17 protein-coding genes are annotated in these 20,017 nt (G+C 51.4%); 5 read left to right on the top strand and 12 right to left on the bottom strand.

Annotated elements, in window-relative coordinates:
- Window positions 1-373: 373 nt before the first annotated feature.
- Both Q0721_RS09590 and Q0721_RS09585 read right to left on the bottom strand, forming a co-directional pair.
- On the bottom strand, window positions 374-1,135 hold the full coding sequence (locus tag Q0721_RS09590) for a prepilin peptidase (protein WP_299028887.1): 762 nt from the start codon (window positions 1,133-1,135) through the stop codon (window positions 374-376).
- The gene (locus Q0721_RS09585; protein ID WP_299028885.1) at window positions 1,132-2,463 is read right to left on the bottom strand and encodes an MFS transporter; all 1,332 of its coding nucleotides are present in this window, start codon (window positions 2,461-2,463) and stop codon (window positions 1,132-1,134) included. Before Q0721_RS09585 ends, Q0721_RS09590 begins: the two co-directional genes overlap by 4 nt.
- Before the next feature lie 114 nt (window positions 2,464-2,577).
- Here Q0721_RS09585 and Q0721_RS09580 point away from each other — a divergent pair, with 114 nt between their 5' ends.
- Genes Q0721_RS09580 through Q0721_RS09560 form a run of 5 tightly spaced genes read left to right on the top strand, consistent with a single transcriptional unit; the run spans window position 2,578 to window position 7,584 of the window.
- On the top strand, window positions 2,578-5,115 hold the full coding sequence (locus Q0721_RS09580; protein ID WP_299028883.1) for a DEAD/DEAH box helicase: 2,538 nt from the start codon (window positions 2,578-2,580) through the stop codon (window positions 5,113-5,115).
- Between the two features lie 8 nt (window positions 5,116-5,123).
- Window positions 5,124-6,365: a ribonuclease H-like domain-containing protein gene (locus tag Q0721_RS09575; RefSeq protein WP_299028881.1), complete on the top strand. Its 1,242-nt coding sequence runs from the start codon at window positions 5,124-5,126 to the stop codon at window positions 6,363-6,365.
- Window positions 6,355-6,927 (top strand): class I SAM-dependent methyltransferase, encoded by a 573-nt coding sequence (locus Q0721_RS09570; RefSeq protein ID WP_299028879.1) that lies wholly within the window; start codon window positions 6,355-6,357, stop codon window positions 6,925-6,927. The genes Q0721_RS09575 and Q0721_RS09570 overlap by 11 nt, the downstream gene beginning before the upstream one ends.
- 16 nt (window positions 6,928-6,943) lie before the next feature.
- A complete protein-coding gene (locus Q0721_RS09565) occupies window positions 6,944-7,282 on the top strand; it encodes a hypothetical protein (protein WP_299028877.1) in 339 nt (112 codons plus the stop codon).
- Window positions 7,279-7,584 carry a DUF2007 domain-containing protein gene (locus Q0721_RS09560; protein WP_299028876.1) on the top strand — a complete coding sequence of 102 codons (306 nt, stop codon included), beginning with the start codon at window positions 7,279-7,281 and terminating at the stop codon, window positions 7,582-7,584. The genes Q0721_RS09565 and Q0721_RS09560 overlap by 4 nt, the downstream gene beginning before the upstream one ends.
- Here the strand turns inward: Q0721_RS09560 and Q0721_RS09555 are convergent.
- The 10 genes from Q0721_RS09555 to Q0721_RS09510 all read right to left on the bottom strand — a co-directional run bounded on the left by Q0721_RS09555 (window position 7,573) and on the right by Q0721_RS09510 (window position 19,988).
- Window positions 7,573-8,436 (bottom strand): aminotransferase class IV, encoded by an 864-nt coding sequence (locus tag Q0721_RS09555; RefSeq protein WP_299028873.1) that lies wholly within the window; start codon window positions 8,434-8,436, stop codon window positions 7,573-7,575. The two genes, Q0721_RS09560 and Q0721_RS09555, sit on opposite strands and share 12 nt — an antisense overlap.
- A 41-nt stretch (window positions 8,437-8,477) precedes the next feature.
- Window positions 8,478-9,101 (bottom strand): nucleotidyltransferase family protein, encoded by a 624-nt coding sequence (locus tag Q0721_RS09550; protein WP_299028870.1) that lies wholly within the window; start codon window positions 9,099-9,101, stop codon window positions 8,478-8,480.
- Window positions 9,085-10,443, bottom strand: a complete 1,359-nt coding sequence (gene yqeC, locus Q0721_RS09545) for a selenium cofactor biosynthesis protein YqeC (RefSeq protein ID WP_299028867.1) — start codon at window positions 10,441-10,443, stop codon at window positions 9,085-9,087. Before yqeC ends, Q0721_RS09550 begins: the two co-directional genes overlap by 17 nt.
- On the bottom strand, window positions 10,434-11,264 hold the full coding sequence (yqeB, locus tag Q0721_RS09540) for a selenium-dependent molybdenum cofactor biosynthesis protein YqeB (RefSeq protein WP_299028864.1): 831 nt from the start codon (window positions 11,262-11,264) through the stop codon (window positions 10,434-10,436). Before yqeB ends, yqeC begins: the two co-directional genes overlap by 10 nt.
- Window positions 11,265-11,326: 62 nt before the next feature.
- A complete protein-coding gene (locus Q0721_RS09535; RefSeq protein WP_299028861.1) occupies window positions 11,327-13,549 on the bottom strand; it encodes a xanthine dehydrogenase family protein molybdopterin-binding subunit in 2,223 nt (740 codons plus the stop codon).
- A gap of 20 nt (window positions 13,550-13,569) precedes the next feature.
- Window positions 13,570-13,947, bottom strand: a complete 378-nt coding sequence (locus tag Q0721_RS09530) for a hypothetical protein (protein ID WP_299028858.1) — start codon at window positions 13,945-13,947, stop codon at window positions 13,570-13,572.
- Complete coding sequence (locus Q0721_RS09525) at window positions 13,947-15,371, bottom strand: FAD binding domain-containing protein (protein ID WP_299028854.1); 1,425 nt, start codon at window positions 15,369-15,371, stop codon at window positions 13,947-13,949. Before Q0721_RS09525 ends, Q0721_RS09530 begins: the two co-directional genes overlap by 1 nt.
- Window positions 15,372-15,389: 18 nt before the next feature.
- Entirely contained in the window at window positions 15,390-16,187 is a 798-nt protein-coding gene (locus Q0721_RS09520) for an XdhC family protein (protein ID WP_299028851.1), read from the bottom strand.
- A gap of 13 nt (window positions 16,188-16,200) precedes the next feature.
- A complete protein-coding gene (locus Q0721_RS09515; protein ID WP_299028848.1) occupies window positions 16,201-19,218 on the bottom strand; it encodes a molybdopterin cofactor-binding domain-containing protein in 3,018 nt (1,005 codons plus the stop codon).
- A 17-nt stretch (window positions 19,219-19,235) separates the two neighbouring features.
- Window positions 19,236-19,988 carry an FAD binding domain-containing protein gene (locus tag Q0721_RS09510; RefSeq protein WP_299028846.1) on the bottom strand — a complete coding sequence of 251 codons (753 nt, stop codon included), beginning with the start codon at window positions 19,986-19,988 and terminating at the stop codon, window positions 19,236-19,238.
- Window positions 19,989-20,017 lie beyond the last annotated feature (29 nt).

Here is a 20,017-nt window from a genome sequence, read left to right as displayed (position 1 = left end):
AGCCTCAAAACCGGGCAATAGCAGTAAGCCGTGCATTCCATGCCGCACCGATCCCGCCCGAAGCTGCACAACAGTTTTGGATTAGTAGCGCCGGATCGGGCAGCCGGCGCTGGCAGTGCGTTCATCGGCCACCAGCCAAGATTGGCCCGGTTTCTCCTTTACCAGCCAGATACTTTTATAAGGCAAAGAAGCCCCCAGGCGGCAAGGCGCTGTTAGAGCGGTCTATAGACGGCGCGCGCCATTAGGAGGTATCGTCTGTATCACCGCATCTTGCGGCAAGACCTAACGCTGCTGGACGGATTGACGTGCTAGCGGAAGAGAACCTTGCTTAACTCAATATGGATAGATTGCCTTGCAAATTGGTACTGCTCGCCTACGCCAGGTACATCAAAATCGCAGCAGCCACAAGTAGAAAGGGTGTGTAAGGTAGCGCAGCAAAAGGCTGATAGCGCTTGCTCACCAATAACCCTACGAGATAGAGACCGCTCACAATGCCTCCTAGCAGGATGGCAAAGAGCAAACCAATGCCTATACGAGGCCACCCTAACATCAATCCCAGCACCCCGCTTAGAGTCACGTCCCCAAAACCCAGCGCCACTTCATCCGTCTCAAGTCCGCGCCTGTGCGCCGCCCAGCGCACAAAAAGTTCACCCAGGTAGTATAAAGCGAGCATGATCCCAAACCCAAGCCCGCCTCCTAAAAAAGTGGTTTGCCAACCGTTAAGCCATGCACCAATTCCTGCTCCTAGAAGCGCCCCAACGCCACTAACCTGATACAACACCACCCGATACTCCCAATCAATAACAAACACCACACTAAAGAAAAGCAACAACCCCCACGCCACAGAAATGGGAACTCGACCAGGAGGTGGCCACACCCACAAAGCCAAGGTCAGGAGGGGGAGAATTCCCTGGACGACGCGAGCCCGAAGCGAACGCCGCGTTCCACACTCTAAACAGGGACGCAACAAAATATACTGAAGCAAGGGGTAAGGGTTTTGGCAGTGCAAGCAACGCACCGGACTGAGGCGCCGAGTCTGCGGGAGGACATCAGCAAAGTAATTGACCACCACACCCATCCCATAACCCAAAAGCAACACAGCGACCAATGTTACTGCCAACGAAAACCCGCTCATGCTCTGTACTCCGGAGTTGGGAGGGTCGCCGTCTGCAAAGTCTGGCGAGCGCGTTCCTGCTCAGCCCGCTCTTTCAGCTCAGCGCGCAAGGCATGAATATCCCTGGGTAGGAAGTAAATGGCAAACAAGAAGAAAAAGAAGCACAACAACCATGCTCCGATACAAATGATGAGAATTGCCTCTCGTAAAGATCCATTGACCGCAATCAGCCCGGCAATTGCCGGTGCCACCGCCGAGCCTCCCTGCTCGATCAAGTTCTGCACTGAGTTCGCTGTGCTGCGCACTTCAGGCAATGTAACATCATAAACGGTTGAAAGCACGTTGGGTGAAGCAAAGGGGATGAAAATTGCGGTTAGACAGAGCATGCCCGTGAAGAACGTCTTCTGCTCCAAAGGCACATTGATCGTAAACCAAAGCAACAACGCCCCAGTAATAACTCCAAATGCACTAACGATCAGCCGCCCCCGTGATGTTCGCTTGAATAAGAAATCCCCTAATGCCCCTCCTATAGGATAACCCGCCGCCAGGAAGAGCACAGCGGCTACCATTGTAATCAGCACCTCGTTGGACGAAAACCCCCTCTCTGTCTCTAAGTACCGGAAAAACCAGAAAGTAATGACCTGCCAGGGGAAGACTCCAAAAAATCCCTGTGCAAAAAGAAATAATAAACTGCGCTTCTTAAACAGCCCCAGGGCAGTTTTCCAATCAAATCGGTACGCGCTGATCTGCTCCAATCCCTCAAACTCCGGTTCGGCTCCCCCACGTGGCATCTCTTTGACTCCCAAAAATATAACGATGGCTAGCAAAATCCCCAAAGAGCCCGTAAAGTAGAAAACGCCTTGCCAATGCCAACGCGCAACCAATGTAAGCGCCAATACTGTACCAGTAATATAGCCCAAAGGGGCCGTAATTTGCAAAACGCCGTAAATCTTTCCCCGGATCTTAGGGGGAAAGTAATCAGAGATCAGGCTGTAAAGCCCAGGATAACTGGCATCGTCAATCCCAGTCGAGGCACGGGTGACCACAAAGACCGGAAAGGTTCTGGCTAACGCACTCAGCCAGGTCGTTGCTCCCCATATTAAAGAGGCCAAAGCCAGTAACTTCGAACGTGCATATCGGTCGTATAAATAGCCCCACAAGGGATAGAAGATCCCACCCACCAGCAAAGCCCCTGAAAAAACGACACCCATTTGGGCCTCATTAATACCGAAATATTCCATGATGGGTGTGGTTAATGGACCAATGAGAAGTTTATCTGCCTGATGCAAGAGCATGAACGCAAAAAAGACTGCCAAGACAAACCAACGATAGCGATTCCTTACAGTCATTCCTGGCTCCTAAGCATAGGGTTTTTCAAACTTCCAACATGGGATGTAAAGAGTATAATCTGAAAGCGAAGTCCGGGCAACTTTAGGCCAAGGGTTATTTTCGGGAGAAAGTTTGTGCAAGAATCTGACTTGCAGTCCCTTCTAGCAGAATGGCGACGCCGCGCCGTTATTTCCGGTGCTTCTTTCTATCAGGTCATCTTGCCCGCTCGACCAGGGCAAACCTTGCCACTGCCACCAGAGATAAGCCCCGCCTTGGGCCGGGCACTGAATGCGCTGGGAATTGAACAACTTTATCTTCATCAGCTTATGGCCTGGCAGAACGCCCGCGCAGGTTTCCACACCATGGTCAACGCAGGAGTAGGTAGTGGCAAATCACTTTGTTATCACCTTCCTGTCTTGCAGGCCTGGCTGGAAAACCCCTCAACTACTGCTTTATATCTCTTTCCAACCAAAGCCCTGGCCCAAGACCAATACCAGTTCCTACAGTCTCTAATAGATGTTCTACCCAGTCCTTCCCGAGAACACTGTGCTCTAGGGAAACAAATTGTGACCTATGACGGTGATACTGCTCCATATCAACGTAAAAGAACCCGGCAATTTGGGCGTCTAATCCTCACTAACCCGGATATGCTTCATTATGGAATGCTGCCTTATCACCCTTACTGGCAAGAGGTCTTCTCTCATCTTAGGTTTATCATTCTCGATGAGGCTCACATATATCGAGGCGCATTCGGCTCGCATGTGGTAAATCTCATTCGCCGCCTCAAGCGAATTGCCGCGTTATACGGCTCCAAGCCAATCTTCTTGTTGACTTCAGGCACCATTGGCAACCCCCAAGAATTGGCACAAGCATTGATCGAGGCTCCGATTACCCTTATCCACCAGGATACAGCCCCCAAGCCCAAACGATATCTGGTTTTCTACAATCCACCCCTCGAGGATGAATCCGTAGGTTCACGCCGCGACGCTGCTGCCGAAGGAATGGCGTTGGCCAACGAGCTTTTTCAAGACAACCACCAATCTTTGATTTTCCTTAACTCGCGGCGCGGCGTGGAGCTCGCTTTGCGCTCCCTGCGAGAAAGCTTGCCCACAGCCCAAGGCATTGAAGCTTATCGCAGCGGCTATTTACCTCAAGATCGGCGTTGGATTGAACAAGGATTGCGCGAGCAATCCAACCGCTTGGTGGTAACCACCAGTGCCCTAGAGCTTGGAGTGGACATCGGAAGTGTCGAAGCCGTCCTCCAAATCGGGTACCCTGGATCAGTCACCGCCCTTCATCAGCGCTTCGGTCGAGCCGGGCGGAAGGGACAAGCCGCTCTGGGAGTCCTGATCGCTTCAGACAACCCCCTTGATCAATACTTTGTTTACCACCCTGAAGAGGTGCTTGAGCGTCCCCCTGAGAAAGCCATCCTGAATCCTAATAATCCCGTCATCCTGTACCATCACCTCCAATGCGCTACCTACGAGAAACCTTTCCATGAGGGTGAAGCCTTTGGTTCACTTGAATGGGATGCAATCGCCCCCTACCTTGAGGCTTTATCTCAACACGGCCATTTGTTTGCAACCACTAACCGTTTTATCTGGATGCGCAGTACCCAACCCCATCGTGAGATCTCCTTACGAGGCAGTGCTTACCCCACCATCCGGTTAATCTCACAAGATCACCGGCAAACTGCTCTCCTAGGCGAGATAGATTATGAAAGCGCTTACTGGATGGTGCATCCAGGTGCGATCTACCTGCACCGGGGAGAGACATACCGCGTGGAAGATTTTAATCTGGACGCAGGGCAAGCCCTGCTTACTCCAACCCTAAGTGCCTATTACACTGAACCGCTTCTTGAGACCGAAATTACTGCTCACCAAGCATGGAAATGGCAGAACTTTAAGTGGGGTCTCCATGCGTGTGGTGAACTCAGCCTTTCAACCCAGGTAAAGGGCTACCAGAAGCGTCAGTGGGCCAACCACACAATACTGGAGCAAGTCCCTCTTAATTTACCCCCTCTGACGCTTCAAACAACAGGGTACTGGATAAGCCTAAATTCACATACAGTGAAACATTTGGCTAGCCAAGGACTATGGACGAATTCCCCTAACGACTACGGTCCTAATTGGGAACAACAACGCCAACGCGCTCGTGCACGGGATCATTATACCTGCCAACAATGCGGTGCAAAGGAAAACGGGAAACCCTTTCATGTTCACCACCGTATCCCATTTCGCCGTTTTTCAACCCCCGAGGAAGCCAACCGTCTTGAAAACCTCGTGACCCTTTGCCCACGCTGTCATCGTCGTCTGGAGAGGGCTGTCTGGATTCGCAGTGGCCTAGCAGCCCTGCGACACCTCCTACACCACCTCGCGCCCCTCTTTATCCTCTGCGATCTCAGCGATTTGGGATCATTTGTCGAATCCCACTCTACGCTAAGTCAACGTCAACCTACAATCGTGTTCTACGATACCTTCCAAGGTGGATTAGGATATGCTCCCCAATTCTTTGAAAATTTTGTTCCCTGGCTACAAACTGCCTATGAAGTAGTGACTCGCTGCCCATGTAAGAACGGCTGTCCAGCTTGCGTTGGCCCTGCTCCCGAGCAGGGCAGTGGCGGCAAAGCTGAAGCCCGAGCCATTCTACAGGTCCTATTAGAAGCCCAATAAGAAGCGCCATGGACAATGAATTGATCAAGCGCCTGGAAACCCTTGGAGTACGTCGCGGTTTGTCCGCCAAGAGCCCTCGGGTGCACCTACCCTCTCCTTCAAAAAGAAGCATTGAGGAAGTACTTCCAGAGGGTAGGTTCTGGCCCGACCATTCACGCTCTATCTTTATACTGGATCACGTTTACCCAGCCAATTTCCAGCACGGGAATAGATCTCTTGAAATGCCCCCAGAGGAACAGGTTTACCCCGGCCTTTTCAACGGCGGCTTAGAGACAGACCACGAGGGCTTGCTCTTTCTTGATGTAGAAACCTCCAGTCTCAGCCCCGGCTCAGGTAACCTAGTTTTCCTGGTTGGCTTGGGTCACTGGACTCCTGAAGGGTATCATTCCCACCAGGTGTTCCTTAATGACCCCACTGAGGAGATCTCCTTTCTAGCCTATCTGGATAACTGGATCAACCGCTTCCCGGTTCTGGTCACATTCAATGGGCAGGCATTTGACCTACCAGTACTCCACCACCGCTTCCTTATCAATGGTCTCCGATCAGAGATCCTCAAAAAAACGCATGTGGATATACTACACTTTGCTAGGCGGCTCTGGCACAAACGTTATCCATCACGACGCTTAGCCTTTCTAGAGAACGAAGTCCTGGGCTTCATTCGGGGTCAGGATGAAATTCCCTCTTGGATGGTGCCCGAAATTTACCAGAATTACCTGTTCCAGGGTAAAAACGACCTTCTCCCAGGGGTCTTTTACCACAATAAAATGGACATTGTATCCCTCGCAGGTCTTTTTGTGTTTATCGAATCCTTATTTCAACAGCCAGATTGGGATCTTTTCTCAGCAGATGAGGCATATGCACTGATACGCGAAATGGAACGCCACAGGCACGAGCGACTCATTCGATTTCTACACGAATTAATTCAAACTCCACGGTATTCCGATGATCCCAAAGCCGCCCCCCTGTGGTTACTGATTGGGCGCATCTATATACGTCATGGGTGGACCTCTGAAGCTCTGCAATGCTGGGATAAAGCAGCCGGTCTGAATTCCATAGAGGCTTGCCTAGAACTTTCACAATACTATGAACGCGAGCAACGCGATTATAGCACAGCATTAGTCTGGCTAGACCGCGCGATTGCCATCCTGGATACCAGCCCTTCCCCCAAAGAAAAGCAACGTTTTGGTGCCCTATCACGCCGCCGTCTCAAATTACTCACCCAATTTGCCCGGAGGTCACATGCCACGTGAGGATGCAGAGCGCTGGAATATTCGTTACCGCACCCTTATTCAAGCTCCTGATCTGGATCGTCCTCGAGATTTGCTGGTAACCTTTGCTGACCTGCTTCCATCCTCGGGTTGGGCATTAGATCTGGCAACTGGCTTGGGTGCTAACGCCATCTTTTTGGCACAACGGGGTCTGACAGTCGTGGCTATAGATATTTCCTGGACAGCCCTACAATTCGTCCACCGGCGCTGCCCGTCTCTTTGTTTGATTTTGGCCGACCTCACTGAGCATCCCCTTCCCCCCATGGAATTTGATGTGATTCTCAACTTTTACTATCTGGAACGCTCACTTTTCCCACAGTTCTATACCCACCTTAAACCAGGCGGGTGGTTGTTCATTGAAACTCTGACCGAAGGTATGGACAAACTTTTTCCCGGACAAATTGCTCCTGCCCATTTACTCAAAGAGGGCGAGCTTTATGAAACGTTCAAACACTGGAAAATTATTTACTATAATGAAGGTATCACGCAAGGGCACTCAGGTTTGAAGGCTGTAGCAAGCCTAGTCGCCCAACGCCCGAGTTAAACCCATGGAGAACCTTGTGATCGAATCCCCTCTTTCTCAACTGCGCAAGGAGATCATTCACCAGAAAACGGCTCACCTGGATGAGCCGTCCCACTGCCCATTATGTATCCGAGCCTATGAGCAGTTTCAGGCCTATGCTGCTTTTGTGACACAGCATAGCATTGAAGCCCTTCAAGGCAACCCTCAGGCCGAAAATTATCCTCATTGGAAAGACCTTGAAGAGGCTATGGAAGAGCTCAGAGCTTCATTGGCCCCTGAGGACATGCGATTCTATCGCCTTTTGCAGAACGCCAAACAACGGCTAGATACCATACTGGCACTGATCCACACAATCGCTCAGGAAGGTAAATCATGAGCCCATCGGAATCCACTCCTTATGAAGAGGTATACCGCGCAAACGGCCGCCTCCACGCCGACATCATCCGCGGATTTCTGGAAGCCGCAGGCTTCAATGTGTTGCTTTATCAAGAGAGTGCAGGCGCGGTCTACGGGTTGACAGTTGGGCCCTTGGGTGAAGTCCGGGTACTTGTGCCTGCAGAGCAAGCCCCTGAAGCACGGGCACTTCTTGCCGCCATGGATCGCGGTGATGCCCCCGCTCTTAATAATAACGACACCAATTTAGATGAATCAGCCTCAGATCTTGAATCATTCCATTAAGTAAATTGGTTCAAGCGACCGATCAATATACAAATTGTATAAAGATGCAATTGCTTGTGTTATTAGTCCCGGATAGCCATTTCCAATGGCGTTTTCATCTATACGCACTATGGGCAACACCCCCCGGCTACTACTAGTGATGAATGCCTCGTCAATCGTCCCAATGTCATTGATCTTTAGGGGGCAAAAGAGTATCGGAAACCCTGCGCGCCGAGCAATGTCAATGACCATTGAACGCGTCACACCTGGCAGTACACCTTCACCTGCTGTAAGGATTTGAGCCTTCTTTACAGCAAAGAAATTGCTCGATAAACCCTCCAATATTTCTCCATATGCGTTGATCATTAAGATCTCATTAATCCTGGGATGCCGTTTTAAGTCTTGTTCGCGCAGCGCAACCGTCTGGTAAATAAATTGACTGGATTTAGCTTCTGGCTGCTCACGGGTTAGAAAGCGAGTGACCGCCCAGGCGCCTTCTTTGTAAAGCCAATCCGCTGGAACAACCAATGATTCAACGAAAATATAACATCCTAACCCATTCTCAGCCACAGGTACTAACAAGCGCACCCGATAATCCCCACGGTTGCTAGCAGGGTTAATTGCGGTGTAAACACCCAATCGAATTGCCTTCCGAGGCAAGCGTATAGAATACCCTTGCAAACATAGTGTTTTTTCTAGACGCTGAAAATGGGGCTCCAGTGGCAGTACATGAAACCCTCGATATGTGCGAAACGTGGTGTAGGCCCCTGGAGGAAACTCAAGGGTAATCGCATCCAGCGTTCCCTCTTTCGGCCCCAAATCCTGCAATTGCAGCGTATTAAAATCCAAGAACCAGCGCGAAACCATCCCCATAGTCAACAAACCCCGAAGACTAAATTGGTTTTATTATAGTGCTAATTCTTTCCAAGGGTCTGGGATGGCTTCATACGTGCATAATCTTCCGGAGTATCTAAATCCTGAATCACACTCGGTGTATCCACCACCAAGTAGTCAATTTCATTAGCGTGAAGGGCAAGAAAGTCTCGCAGAGTTTGCCCTGCAGATAACTCAATAAGGTCGTCCCACAACCGCCGATCTACCAACCAAGGATGTCCACGCCGCATTTGATAACTTGGCACGATCAGCATTGGCTTCCGTTCGGCATACAGATTGAGTAACCGGGAAATCACGTCTTTCTGGATTTGGGGTTGATCCCCCAAAACAATTAATGCGGCATCAAAGTCTTGCGGTAGGTTTTTTAGCCCAATCTTCAGGGATGAAATCATCTCCCCTTGTGAAAAATCAGGATTGTGGACTGAATGAACAAGAAAGGGCAGTGCTCTTAATAAATTCTCTACTTGCTCACGATACCCCCCTGTAACAACCCAAATGTCTTCCACCCCCCCTTCGCGTAACGTAACCACCACCTGCTCTAAGACTGTACGTTCCCCCCAAGGCAACAAAAGTTTCGGAGCCCCCATCCGCCGCGAAAGCCCGGCGGCCAAGACCACTGCACCAATCTTAACCCGCGCTCCCATACCTTTTTCGCTCCATTTTCTGAACTTGATCCCAATCCACAGGTTGGTCAATATCCAATAAGATGCGTTCGTCTGCCCATTCTAAAGGCAAAACCGGGAATTGACCAAAAATGGCTCGGCCTCCTACATCGCCCTGCAACTGTGACAACGCAGGAAACGTCACACGGTCAAACAACACTGGATTGGCGCGCTGCCCCTTAACAAAGGGGGCCACAATCGGCGCCAAAGTGTACGCGTGTCTCTCTCTCAAGGCATGAATGAGGTCTGTAGAAAGATAGGGTTGATCGCTCAACAGAAAAAATGCGGCACCAGTGTTGATGGGCAATGTCTCAAGGCCACAAATCACTGAGGTTGAAACTCCTTCTTGCCATCTGGAGTTCACCACAATCTGCACCGGCAGGTTAACTAGGGCCTGCTGAATCGGCTCGACCAAGGCACCAACCACCACAATTACCGGGGAAAGATGCGCTTCTAAAGCCGTCTCTGCTACCTTTCGAACAAGAGGTTTCCCTTTCCAGGGTAACAATTGCTTGGGGACCCCCAACCGCTGGGATGCTCCTGCTGCCAAAACGATACCTGCAACAGGCTCGTGGACAGCAATAACGGCATCCAAACCGCCGCGAATAACGTTACCTAATACAATGCTGTCGTAGGCTTGGTGAAGGCAAAACAGATTTTGTAAAAGCATTGTTTGGTCTTCGAAAGCGCATTCATCCCACTGATTCAAAAGAACAATCCGCCTTGCATTACCCGGAATATTCTTTAGGCCACCTTGAGGGTGCAAGAGATACTTGATCAAGGTAGACGATGTTACCGGCTGCCCCATCGCTAGCCCCGTTCGCTGACCAAAAATCTCGGGGCGGAACACCGTTACATCGCTCAAAGGCTTACCCACCCCCGAAAGACCACACACCACAACCACCATATCCACCCACTCAGGAATTGGGGGCTCGTGTTCTGCAGGCGCTTTAAGCGGACGCATCCGCGATCCATCGGCTTCGATGATGACTGGGAGGTGCAATCTTTCAGCATGGTAACAAATTCGTTCCAGCAAAGTTGGTGAAGGCCCAATCAGTCGCCCGTTCCCTTGCTCTATACCAGTGATCAGAGTCACCCCCTTCCCCAATGAAGAAAAAACCGTATCCACTTCTTCAAGAGACCTAACAACAACGTGACGATCGGCCAGTGACGCTTGGTGGCGTCCCAAATGAGCACTATTTGTAACAATTACAGGGCCTTCCAGAGACCTGGCTAGAGCAAACAGCGCGGTTGTTTTACCTCCCGATCCAACGAGCGCCACTTTGGAACGACGGGTCGCCCTTAGAGCACGTCCTATATCCATGACCAGCCATCATCACCATAAAGCACAGATCTCAGAGATGGCACCGAAAGAATAGCCGCCAAAGCCGCCCCACCGATGGCCAAAGATTTGTCCGAAACCAAATAACAGTATTTCGGATTCCTCCGCGGATCGAGATCCCCGATTTTCATCCCTTGAGTAACATGCAGACCATTTGCCACCAACCCTCGAATCACACCATCAAAAGGTGCGCAGACCTCACCACCGTTCACCTTTGCAATAAGCTGACCTTGCTTGACTACATCCCCGATGTCGACATAGGCTTGCAGAATACCCTCAACCGGCGCTCGTAACACCCGTTGTGCATCATAGCCGCCTACGCTTTCGGGAATACCTGTATCTGGCTCGGTGCTCCCTTCCCAATAAAGGCGCCCTAGAGTATGTCCGCGCATAGACTCGATGACAACGTGGCAATCATGACCGGCCACAAAGCCGGGGCCAATTCCAATAACCAAAGGTGCAGCAGGATGAGGCAGATCCGAACCCTTTTTGGTCAAACGCGCATCCACAAGCACATGTGGCTTAAACCAGATCCGTGCCCTTGCTTCTGGATCCACAACTACCGGTACTTCACCCTGCATAAAACATTTATAGGCTTCATCCGCAGTGAAAACTCGCCGCGCGCGAATCTCTTCAACGTGCGTCTTGCCAGCATAAATGGCTTCCGCAAAAGCCACCTTTCGTCGTACCACCAAGGGCTTTTCTAATTCAGTGACCAAAACCCAAAAACCCGCCTGGTGCAACCGCATCACCACGCCACTTCCTAAATCACCACCACCACGCACCAAAACCCGTAACGGCATCAGCAGATAACCTTACCTTAATCTGGAATCTGGGGGATGGGAGAAATCCATCCTCCAGATCGCTATTTGGTCTGCAATCCTTGGCAAACACGTTCAGGTGTATAGGGAAAAGCATCGTACCATGTCCCGGTTGCGTAGCGCAAGGCAGCGGAGACAGCCGGTGCTAATGGCAAGTAAGGCATCTCAGCCATTCCACGCGCTCCCCAAGGTCCAATAGGATCAGGATACTCAACAATGAGTGACTCAACCTTCTCTGGGATATCCAACACGGTAGGGATCAAATATGTTGAAAGGGTCTTGGTCAATACCTGTCCTTCTTGTATGATAAAGTTCTCTAGTAAAGCATAGCCTGCCGCCTGTACCACGGCGCCTTCAATCTGCCCTTGTACTTGCTGAGGATTGACGGCTTTGCCCACATCATCCGCACACCAAACATTGATTAAGCGCATTTGCCCAGTTTCAAGATCCACTTCAACCTCAACCGCTTCAGCCACGTACCCATAGGCAAAATTGGGTTCTGATTTGCCTGTTTCAGGGTCAAACGGTGTCGTTTTAGGCGGACGGTATTGATAGACTGCACGAGCCGGTCGCTCCTCGTTGCGCCATTGCTCAAGAGCAAGCTGAGCCGCTCCTCGAATGGCGTTACCCGCCATGAAAGTCAAACGTGAAGCAGACGCACTTCCTGAATTAAGCGTATAGGCTGTATCCGAGGCCACCAGCGAGACTTTATCAAGCGGCAAACCCAGAGCCTCTGCCGCCATTTGAACAAAAACCGTGTGGGCTCCCTGCCCCACATCTGCACCCGCATGGTAGAGCGTAGCCTTCTCAATTTCAGCATTGCCTTCTAGCTCAATGATAGCCCAACAGTTTTCTGGTGCGCCGAATGAAAAACCCACGTTCTTAAAACCACACGCAAAACCAATGCTGCGACGTAGGTTAGGCGCACCCTCAACATTCCACACATATCCCGCTGGCCGCTGCCACCCTCGATCTGTTTTCTCCCATCCCGCTGCAAGCGCACAGGCCTCAACAACCTGCTTGATACTCACCCCCTTTGGGATAGGGGTTCCCACTGAAAGCAAATCACCCTCATCCAGCAGATTACGCATCCGAATCTCAACCGGATCCATTCCAAGGGCTTCCGCCAATTTGTTCATTTGGGACTCAGCCGCAAAGATGGCTTGGGGTCCACCAAAACCACGAAAAGCACCAGTAGGAATATTATTGGTGTAGACCGCGTAAGAATCCACCTTTACGTTTGGAATGTTGTAAGCACCGGTACAGAGAAGGGTCGCATTGCCTAAAACTTTTGTTGAAGTGTAAGCATAGGCGCCACCATCTGCAATCAACTCAACTTCGGCTGCAATGACTTTGCCCTCACGGGTAGCCCCCCACTTGGCCCGGATATAGTAAGGGTGGCGTTTATGGTGACCAATGATGGACTCTTCACGCGACCAGACAATTTTGACCGGACGGTTGATCCCACGCTGATGCAACCGCCAGGCAGCTAGGGCTAGTACAATCTGCACTGACATATCCTCGCGCCCACCAAACGCGCCACCTATCGCTGGGTAAATGACCCGCACTTGATCTTCGGGGAGGTTAAGCGCATGAGCAATCTGTTCGCGGTCTTCATGCGACCACTGTCCGGCCACCACCACGGTCACACGCTCTTCTTCGTCGATGTAAGCGACACCAGCTTCGGGTTGTAGATAGGCGTGTTCTTGAAACGGCGTCTCGTAATATCCCTCCACAATCACGTCGGCTTGGGCAAAAGCTTTTTCCACATCGCCCTTGCGGATCCGATAACGGCAAAACACATTGGATCCCTTGTCCGGATGAAGCAACGGAGCACCTTCTCGCATCGCCTCCCGCGGATCCGTCACAATTGGCAAATCCTCATAATCTACGCGAATAGCATGTAGGGCTTTCTCAGCAACAACCTCACTTTCTGCCACCACCAATGCTACCTGATCTCCAACAAAGCGCACTCGGTCGGCAAAAGGCTTGCTTGAACCAGGCCCACATAGAACAGGTTGATCAGGAATAATCAAACCATATTCGTTTACGGGCACATCCGCAGCCGTAAATACGGCTAACACCCCCTCAATCCTTAGGGCCTCTGACACATCAATTGCCTTAATGCGCGCATGAGGGCGATTGGCAAACAGAATTTTCATGTATGCTTGATTGGGAAAATTGAAATCGCCCGGATAAAGTGCCTCGCCCTTAACCTTGGCCACCGCGTCCAGTCGGGTCACCGATTGTCCAATGTAGGTGCTCATAGTGCATTCTCCTAAACTTGTTACCGCCGCTTCTTACTACGTTTCGGATAAGCAACGGGGGGTATATCAAGCGGTCCATACCGTGAAGGGCCAAACAGACGGTAAAGTACGTAAGTGATCAGCTGAAATAACGTGAAGATGATCAGCATCAATGCAATCGTCAAAATGATCTTCACATATAAAAGAGGATCGGCCCCTGGCGCCAGTAAATCGGCAGGGATCGCTACCCAACCCTGACGCGCATTTTCATCCAGGAGTACCAGCGCACCGAAGTAACCCAGCACCGGCGTAAGAATCATCAGCCCAAAGCCTACGCCTTGCCAAATGGGGTGCAGTTTCGAATTGGCTTCACGCTCATTCAACGACGGTTGACGTTTGTAGTCGGTATACTTACCCATCAAATCCCCTCTGCTTGTTGCTCCGCTGCGCGCTCAATGGCCTGAATGATCTTGTAATACCCAGTGCACCGGCACAAATTACCAGTGATAGCATACTGAATGTCCTCAACCGAGGGACGCGGCTTTTCCTCAAGCAATTTGACCGCTGACATAATGAATCCTGGGGTGCAGTAGCCACATTGTACAGCGCCTTCCTCCACAAAGGCCTGCTGAACAGGGTGCAATCGGTCATCGGTTGCAATCCCCTCAATGGTGCGAATCTCAGCGAGATGTGCCCGCACTGCTGGGACCATACAACTCATCACGGCCACACCATCCAGAAACACAGTGCAAGCGCCGCATTCACCCTCTGCGCACCCCTCTTTCGTGCCAATCAGGCCTGCTTCTTCTCGCAGCAGGCGCAGAAGGGTTTTATTTTGTCCTGTCGTGAATTCATAAACTTTTCCGTTGATGGTGGTCCGAATTGGAGAATCCGGCGCGTGAACAACAGTCTCTTGCAAAGTGCGGCTATTGGGTACCGCACTACCCCACAGCAACACCGGTGAAGCAGGCAAATTGCCATGTTCGCGCCCCTGAGCAATGGCCGCCAAGCCCCGCCGCACCAAAACGCCCACCATGTAACGCCGATACTCGGCAGATCCACGGATATCTGAGATGGGACGCGCAGCCTGCATGGCCAACTCAGCCGCGTATTGGATCGTCTCGACGTCTAAAGACCGTCCTACCAAGTAAGATTCAGCCTCATGAGCGTGGATGATAGTAGGAGCAACCGCCCCTAACGTGATCGCCGCCTGCTTCACTTGCCCCGCCTCAAGGGTTAGCACCATGGCCGCGTTAACCACCGAGATGGCTTGCGCTCGACGCAGTGCGTATTTCAGGAAAACACCACGTTGATTAGGTTTCAAGGCGGGGAATATAATATCCACCAGCATTTCGTCCGGCTCAAGTACAGTGCGCCTCACACCAGTGTAGAAATCCCGCAAGGCCACCACACGCTCCCCTCGAAGCGAGCGCAAACGCACTTTAGCCCCCAGCGCCATAAGTGGGGTAATGGTATCATTAGCCGGCGAAGCAGTGATCAGGTTACCGGCAATCGTACCGCGGTTGCGAATCTGCGGCGAGCCCACTTCCCAGGTAGCCTGGGCTAGGGGCAACGCATACTCCCGAATCAACTTGGAAGCCACACAGTGGTTATGAGTCACCAGCGGTCCCAGGTGAAGATTTCCGTCCTCATCCAGTATAATTTGATCCAGGTTAGGAATACGGGTTACATCAACCAGGGTTTCAATGCCTTTTCGAACCCCTCGCTCAATCTCCAAAATCAGATCGGTTGCCCCAGCCACTACCCGCGCTTTTTCACGTTTTTCAGCCAAAACCCGCAATACATCTTCCAACGAAGCCGCACTAACATACTGTCGCCACATAGGAATTCCTCCTTTGAATTAATTTTCTGCCATCCGCCGTCCATTACCACCATTCCGCAGCATAATGATTTCGGCCATGATGCTCACAGCGATTTCTTCGGGAGTCTCGGCATTGATCTCCAACCCAATCGGCGAAACCACGCGCTTAAGCGCCTCCTCCGAAACGCCGCGCTCCAGTAACGTTTTACGGGTAACGGCCCAACGTCGCTTTGAACCTATCACCCCAATATACGCCGCTGGGGTTTCTAAGAGAGAAGGCAAGCCTTCCACGTCAACAGCGCTACCTCGTGTGGTAAGAATGAGATAGGTTTGTGAGTGAATGCGCAGGTGCTGCGGCAGTTCAGCCATAGGAACCGGATAGAATTCATCGGCATCAGGGTTAAATTCAGGATTACAAAACTCAGGGCGATCATCACAAACAGCAACACGAAAACCAAGCCATTTTGCCAGATGGACCACCGCTTTGCCCACATGCCCACCCCCAATCACCACAATTTTGGGCTTGGGTAGGATTGGCTCCACGTAAACCTCCAGTTGACCGCCACAAACCCCAGGATCACCTCGCTTCGGATCCACCATATCATACCGTAGCAAGCGGGCTCGTCCATCTCGAATTGCCTCCAGGGCTTCTTTTATGACTCGGCTTTCCAGTTCACCACCGCCAACAGTACCGATAAAGTGGCCATCGGCATACACCAACATTTTACTGCCTTCGTGGCGAGGTGTGGAGCCCCGTGCATAAACAATAGTACACAGGGCTCCTGCCTCTCCCTTTTCAGCCAAATTAACGACTTCACGATAAATCTCAGCATCCATCGTTAGGCCAACCTCATTTCTGTCTTAACGCGCGCCAGACCTTCTCCGGAGTTAGCGGGTTATCTAGGATATCAGCACCACATGCATCCAGAACAGCATTTGCCACGGCAGGCGCCACCCCATCCATAGGGATCTCAGCCACCGCCTTTACTCCAAACGGGTGGGACGGTTCAAATGTCTCAATAAAGATTGTCTCTAATTTCGGCATTTCGTTAGCACGGAAGATATGGTAATTTACCCAATCCTTTTCGCGCGGACGCCCTTGTTCATCATACTTCAATTCCTCACACACGGCATAACCCAACGCCTGAGTCATCCCCCCCTCAATTTGGCCAGATGCCGTGATCGGGTTGACAATCACTCCCGAATCTACCGCCATCACCAAGCGATCAACCGTCACTACCCCTGTCTCAATATCCACGGTCACTTCAGCAAACTGAGCCGCAAAGGGAGGGGGAGCAACAGGCGATACGTGGGAGCCAATACCCATAATCTGCTCCTGATCGGTATGATGGAGACTGTTCAGAGCAATTTCCTCCATGGTAACGTAACGACCATCAGGCGCCATGGCTTTGCGATCAACCAGGCGAATTTCTTCCGGTTTGACTTCAGCATGACCGTCGCCACGCTGGTTGAGCATTTTTGCCGCCCGCATCCGTATTCGTTCCGCTGCCTGCTGCGCGGCTTTAACGACCGCTGCGCCGGAGATATAGGTTGTACTGGAAGCATACGCACCTTTATCAAAGGGGGTGAAGTCGGTATCGGAGGAGTACACAATAATATCTTCAACCGGCACGCCTAGTACCTCCGCAGCCATCTGCGCCAACACGGTATCTGAACCGGTTCCCAAGTCAGTAGCTCCAACCATCAAGTTAAATGACCCATCGTCATTCATCTTAATTGAGGCCCCACCCATGTCCAGATATGGGATAGCCGTCCCCTGCATGACCATCGCCACCCCAATACCTCGACGCAAATGAGGTTTTCCAGGTACCTGATGCCACTCCGGATTACCATATTTCTGATCCCAGCCAATGATGGCTTTGCCTTGAGCGACACACTCTTCTAACCCCACAGTATGAATGATCTCCGGCCGCGGTTCACGCCCCTCGCTCCACGCTGTACTGAACGGGTGTAATTCACCCGCTCGAATGGCATTCTTCAAGCGAAACGCAATAGGATCCAACCCCAAGTCACGGGCAATGCGCTCCATGTGACGTTCCACCGGCCAGAAACCTTGCGGTACTCCATAACCACGGAAGGCTCCCGAAGGCATTTTATTGGTATAAACCACGTCCGCATAGAAACGAATATTTGGGGCTTTACGATATTCCCCGTCACCTACATACAGCGCCATCGCCTTATGGCCCGTGTTTCCGGTAACGGTCAATCCATGACTACCGTAAGCACCGGTATCACTCAACACATACATTGCATTCGCCGTAATCGTACCATCCAGCTTAACGCCAGTTTTCATTCGTATGCGCATGGGATGGCGTGACCGTGCTGCCGTAAACTCTTCTTCGCGGGTGTAAACATACATGACCGGGCGGCCCGTGGCAATAGTCAAATGAGCCGCAACGTCTTCGATTAAAACCTCTTGTTTACCTCCAAAGCCGCCACCAATGCGTGGTTTGATCACCCGAATTCGCTTGACAGGTAGCCCCAGAACGGGAGCCAAAATTCGCCGTACGTGGAACGGTACCTGCGTGCTAGTGCGGATGACCAGCCGATCATTCTCATCCCAATAAGTTATCACCACATGGGGTTCAATATGGGATTGTTGTACCTTGGGAACTTCATATTCAGCTTCGTAGATGCGATCCGCTTCTTGAAAACCTTTTTCTACATCCCCAATGTCAATCCGTATCCGGGCTGCCAAGTTACGTTTTGGATCGGATTCTCCAAAGTTTACATAATCAGGTTCATCATGGATAATGGGAGCCCCTTCTTTTAAGGCATCCGCTGGATCCAAAATTACCGGCAAGGGCTCATACTCAACGTCAATGAGTTTGAGAGCCTTTTCCGCGATTTCCTCAGTCTCTGCGGCAACAAAAGCTACCCGATCCCCCACAAACCGCACTTTCTCATCCAACGAGAAGGTATCTAATGGGCCAGGAATGGGATCTGATTGGCCAGCTGTCGAATAGGGAACGCGTGGAATGTCCTTGTAAGTTAATACCGCTGCAACACCCGGAAGGGCTCGTGCCTTTGACACATCAATATGCTTGATGCGCGCATGCGCAACCGGGCTGTGCAAAACTTTGGCAATCAGCATGCCCCGCATCTCAATGTCGCCAGCAAACGCTGGTTTGCCCTGCACCAGTTTAATAGCATCCACCTTGATTTCTGGCCTACCCACACGCTGCATGGCTTGCCGCTCTGGATGCATGACTGTCCAAATGCGTGGCATCACTTGGGTACGCACCATGGGTGAGGGTGAGGACCCCAACTTAGGCTCCACAGTTGGCACGTCATTGGTCAGACCAGGCCACTCCGTCGGGAAGGCCAGGGTTTCAACTTCATCTATAGGGGGGACTTGCTCACCACGCAAAATGGCAGCAGCGCGCAAAATCGCTTGCACCGGTTTTAAGTACCCCGTACATCGACACAGTACCCCTGATATGGCTTCGCGAACTTCTTCCTCGGTCGGGTTGAGATTACGATCTAAAAGCGACTTGGCGGCAAGGGCAATTGCAGGGGTACAATAACCACATTGAATGGCCCCACTCTCCACCAACGCCTGCTGAATGGGGTGTAATCCTTCTGTTTTACGCCATCCCAAGTCAGGGTGTTTCCCCATTCCTTCAATCGTTTCGATACGATGACCATCGGCTTGAGCAGCCAACATTACGCACGTATTAACAGGTACACCATCTAACACTACTGCACAGGCACCACACTCCCCATGCTGACACCCACCATCTTTTACGCCGTAATAACCATGACGGCGCAGAGCATTTAAGAGAGTTTCATGGGGGGGCACTTGCCACTCATGCTCGATACCATTGATCCAAAGTCTGATTTGCATGGCTCCCTCCTTCATTTCTAAAACGCAATTAAGCATCGCTTTAATAGGACCTGGGCGACATCCTGACGATAGACAGCACTAGCCCACTCATCCCCCGCATTCTGCAGCATCGCACCTAGCGCCATTTGTGCACCGCTGGCATCCGGACCGTCTATAACTAAAGCGGGAGCTTTACCAAACCCCCCAACTACTACCCGGGTTCGTCCCGAAGGCCACTTGGCTACGGCAACCAGGAGAATAGGTCGATCTTCTGGGGTGCGAGCCACATACTCGTATTTTAGTTGGGCGTTATTGGTAAGGCGAATTTCGGTGATTAATCCTTTATTTGCAGAGCGTACATCCCGGAGCGCCAAAAAGTCCCCTAGGGACTCCTGCTTTTCTCCCGGCGCCCAAATTAACACAGCATCCAGAGCCAGAAGAACAGTTAGTAAGTGCGAACGACCATCGCCACTCACAATGCTCCCCGCTACTGTAGCACGTTGACGCAAATTATAGGTGGTCTCTTTACGAGCAGCCAAAGATAACTCAGGCTGAAGACCCTCATAATCTGCCAACTGTTGCAAAGTGACGGTGGCACCAACTCTCACTATATTGCCCTGAGAAACAATTTGATTCAAACCCAGGTCTTGGAGATCTACAACGGCGCAATCAGGCTCTTTCATACGGCTAACTGTGACCCCACCTCCTAACGGAATGGTAAGAGGCTGGGAACGTTGCAGTAACGCTACTGCTTCCTCTAGCGACTTTGGGCGATAATACTCAATGATCATGGCCTACCCTCCTTTTGAGGCCACCCGGA

This window comes from uncultured Thermanaerothrix sp., from assembly GCF_938028735.1.
Taxonomy (GTDB): Bacteria; Chloroflexota; Anaerolineae; order Anaerolineales; family Anaerolineaceae; genus Thermanaerothrix.
This window is presented reverse-complemented; position numbering and strand designations above follow the sequence as displayed.

Bases quoted from the DNA above. Each gene is read 5' to 3' on its own strand.
- Q0721_RS09590 (WP_299028887.1), bottom strand. From the start codon at position 1,135: ATGAGCGGGTTTTCGTTGGCAGTAACATTGGTCGCTGTGTTGCTTTTG.
- Q0721_RS09585 (WP_299028885.1), bottom strand. From the start codon at position 2,463: ATGACTGTAAGGAATCGCTATCGTTGGTTTGTCTTGGCAGTCTTTTTT.
- Q0721_RS09575 (WP_299028881.1), top strand. From the start codon at position 5,124: ATGGACAATGAATTGATCAAGCGCCTGGAAACCCTTGGAGTACGTCGC.
- Q0721_RS09570 (WP_299028879.1), top strand. From the start codon at position 6,355: ATGCCACGTGAGGATGCAGAGCGCTGGAATATTCGTTACCGCACCCTT.
- Q0721_RS09560 (WP_299028876.1), top strand. From the start codon at position 7,279: ATGAGCCCATCGGAATCCACTCCTTATGAAGAGGTATACCGCGCAAAC.
- Q0721_RS09555 (WP_299028873.1), bottom strand. From the start codon at position 8,436: ATGGGGATGGTTTCGCGCTGGTTCTTGGATTTTAATACGCTGCAATTG.
- Q0721_RS09550 (WP_299028870.1), bottom strand. From the start codon at position 9,101: ATGGGAGCGCGGGTTAAGATTGGTGCAGTGGTCTTGGCCGCCGGGCTT.
- yqeC (WP_299028867.1), bottom strand. From the start codon at position 10,443: ATGGATATAGGACGTGCTCTAAGGGCGACCCGTCGTTCCAAAGTGGCG.
- yqeB (WP_299028864.1), bottom strand. From the start codon at position 11,264: ATGCCGTTACGGGTTTTGGTGCGTGGTGGTGGTGATTTAGGAAGTGGC.
- Q0721_RS09535 (WP_299028861.1), bottom strand. From the start codon at position 13,549: ATGAGCACCTACATTGGACAATCGGTGACCCGACTGGACGCGGTGGCC.
- Q0721_RS09530 (WP_299028858.1), bottom strand. From the start codon at position 13,947: ATGGGTAAGTATACCGACTACAAACGTCAACCGTCGTTGAATGAGCGT.
- Q0721_RS09525 (WP_299028854.1), bottom strand. From the start codon at position 15,371: ATGTGGCGACAGTATGTTAGTGCGGCTTCGTTGGAAGATGTATTGCGG.
- Q0721_RS09520 (WP_299028851.1), bottom strand. From the start codon at position 16,187: ATGGATGCTGAGATTTATCGTGAAGTCGTTAATTTGGCTGAAAAGGGA.
- Q0721_RS09515 (WP_299028848.1), bottom strand. From the start codon at position 19,218: ATGCAAATCAGACTTTGGATCAATGGTATCGAGCATGAGTGGCAAGTG.
- Q0721_RS09510 (WP_299028846.1), bottom strand. From the start codon at position 19,988: ATGATCATTGAGTATTATCGCCCAAAGTCGCTAGAGGAAGCAGTAGCG.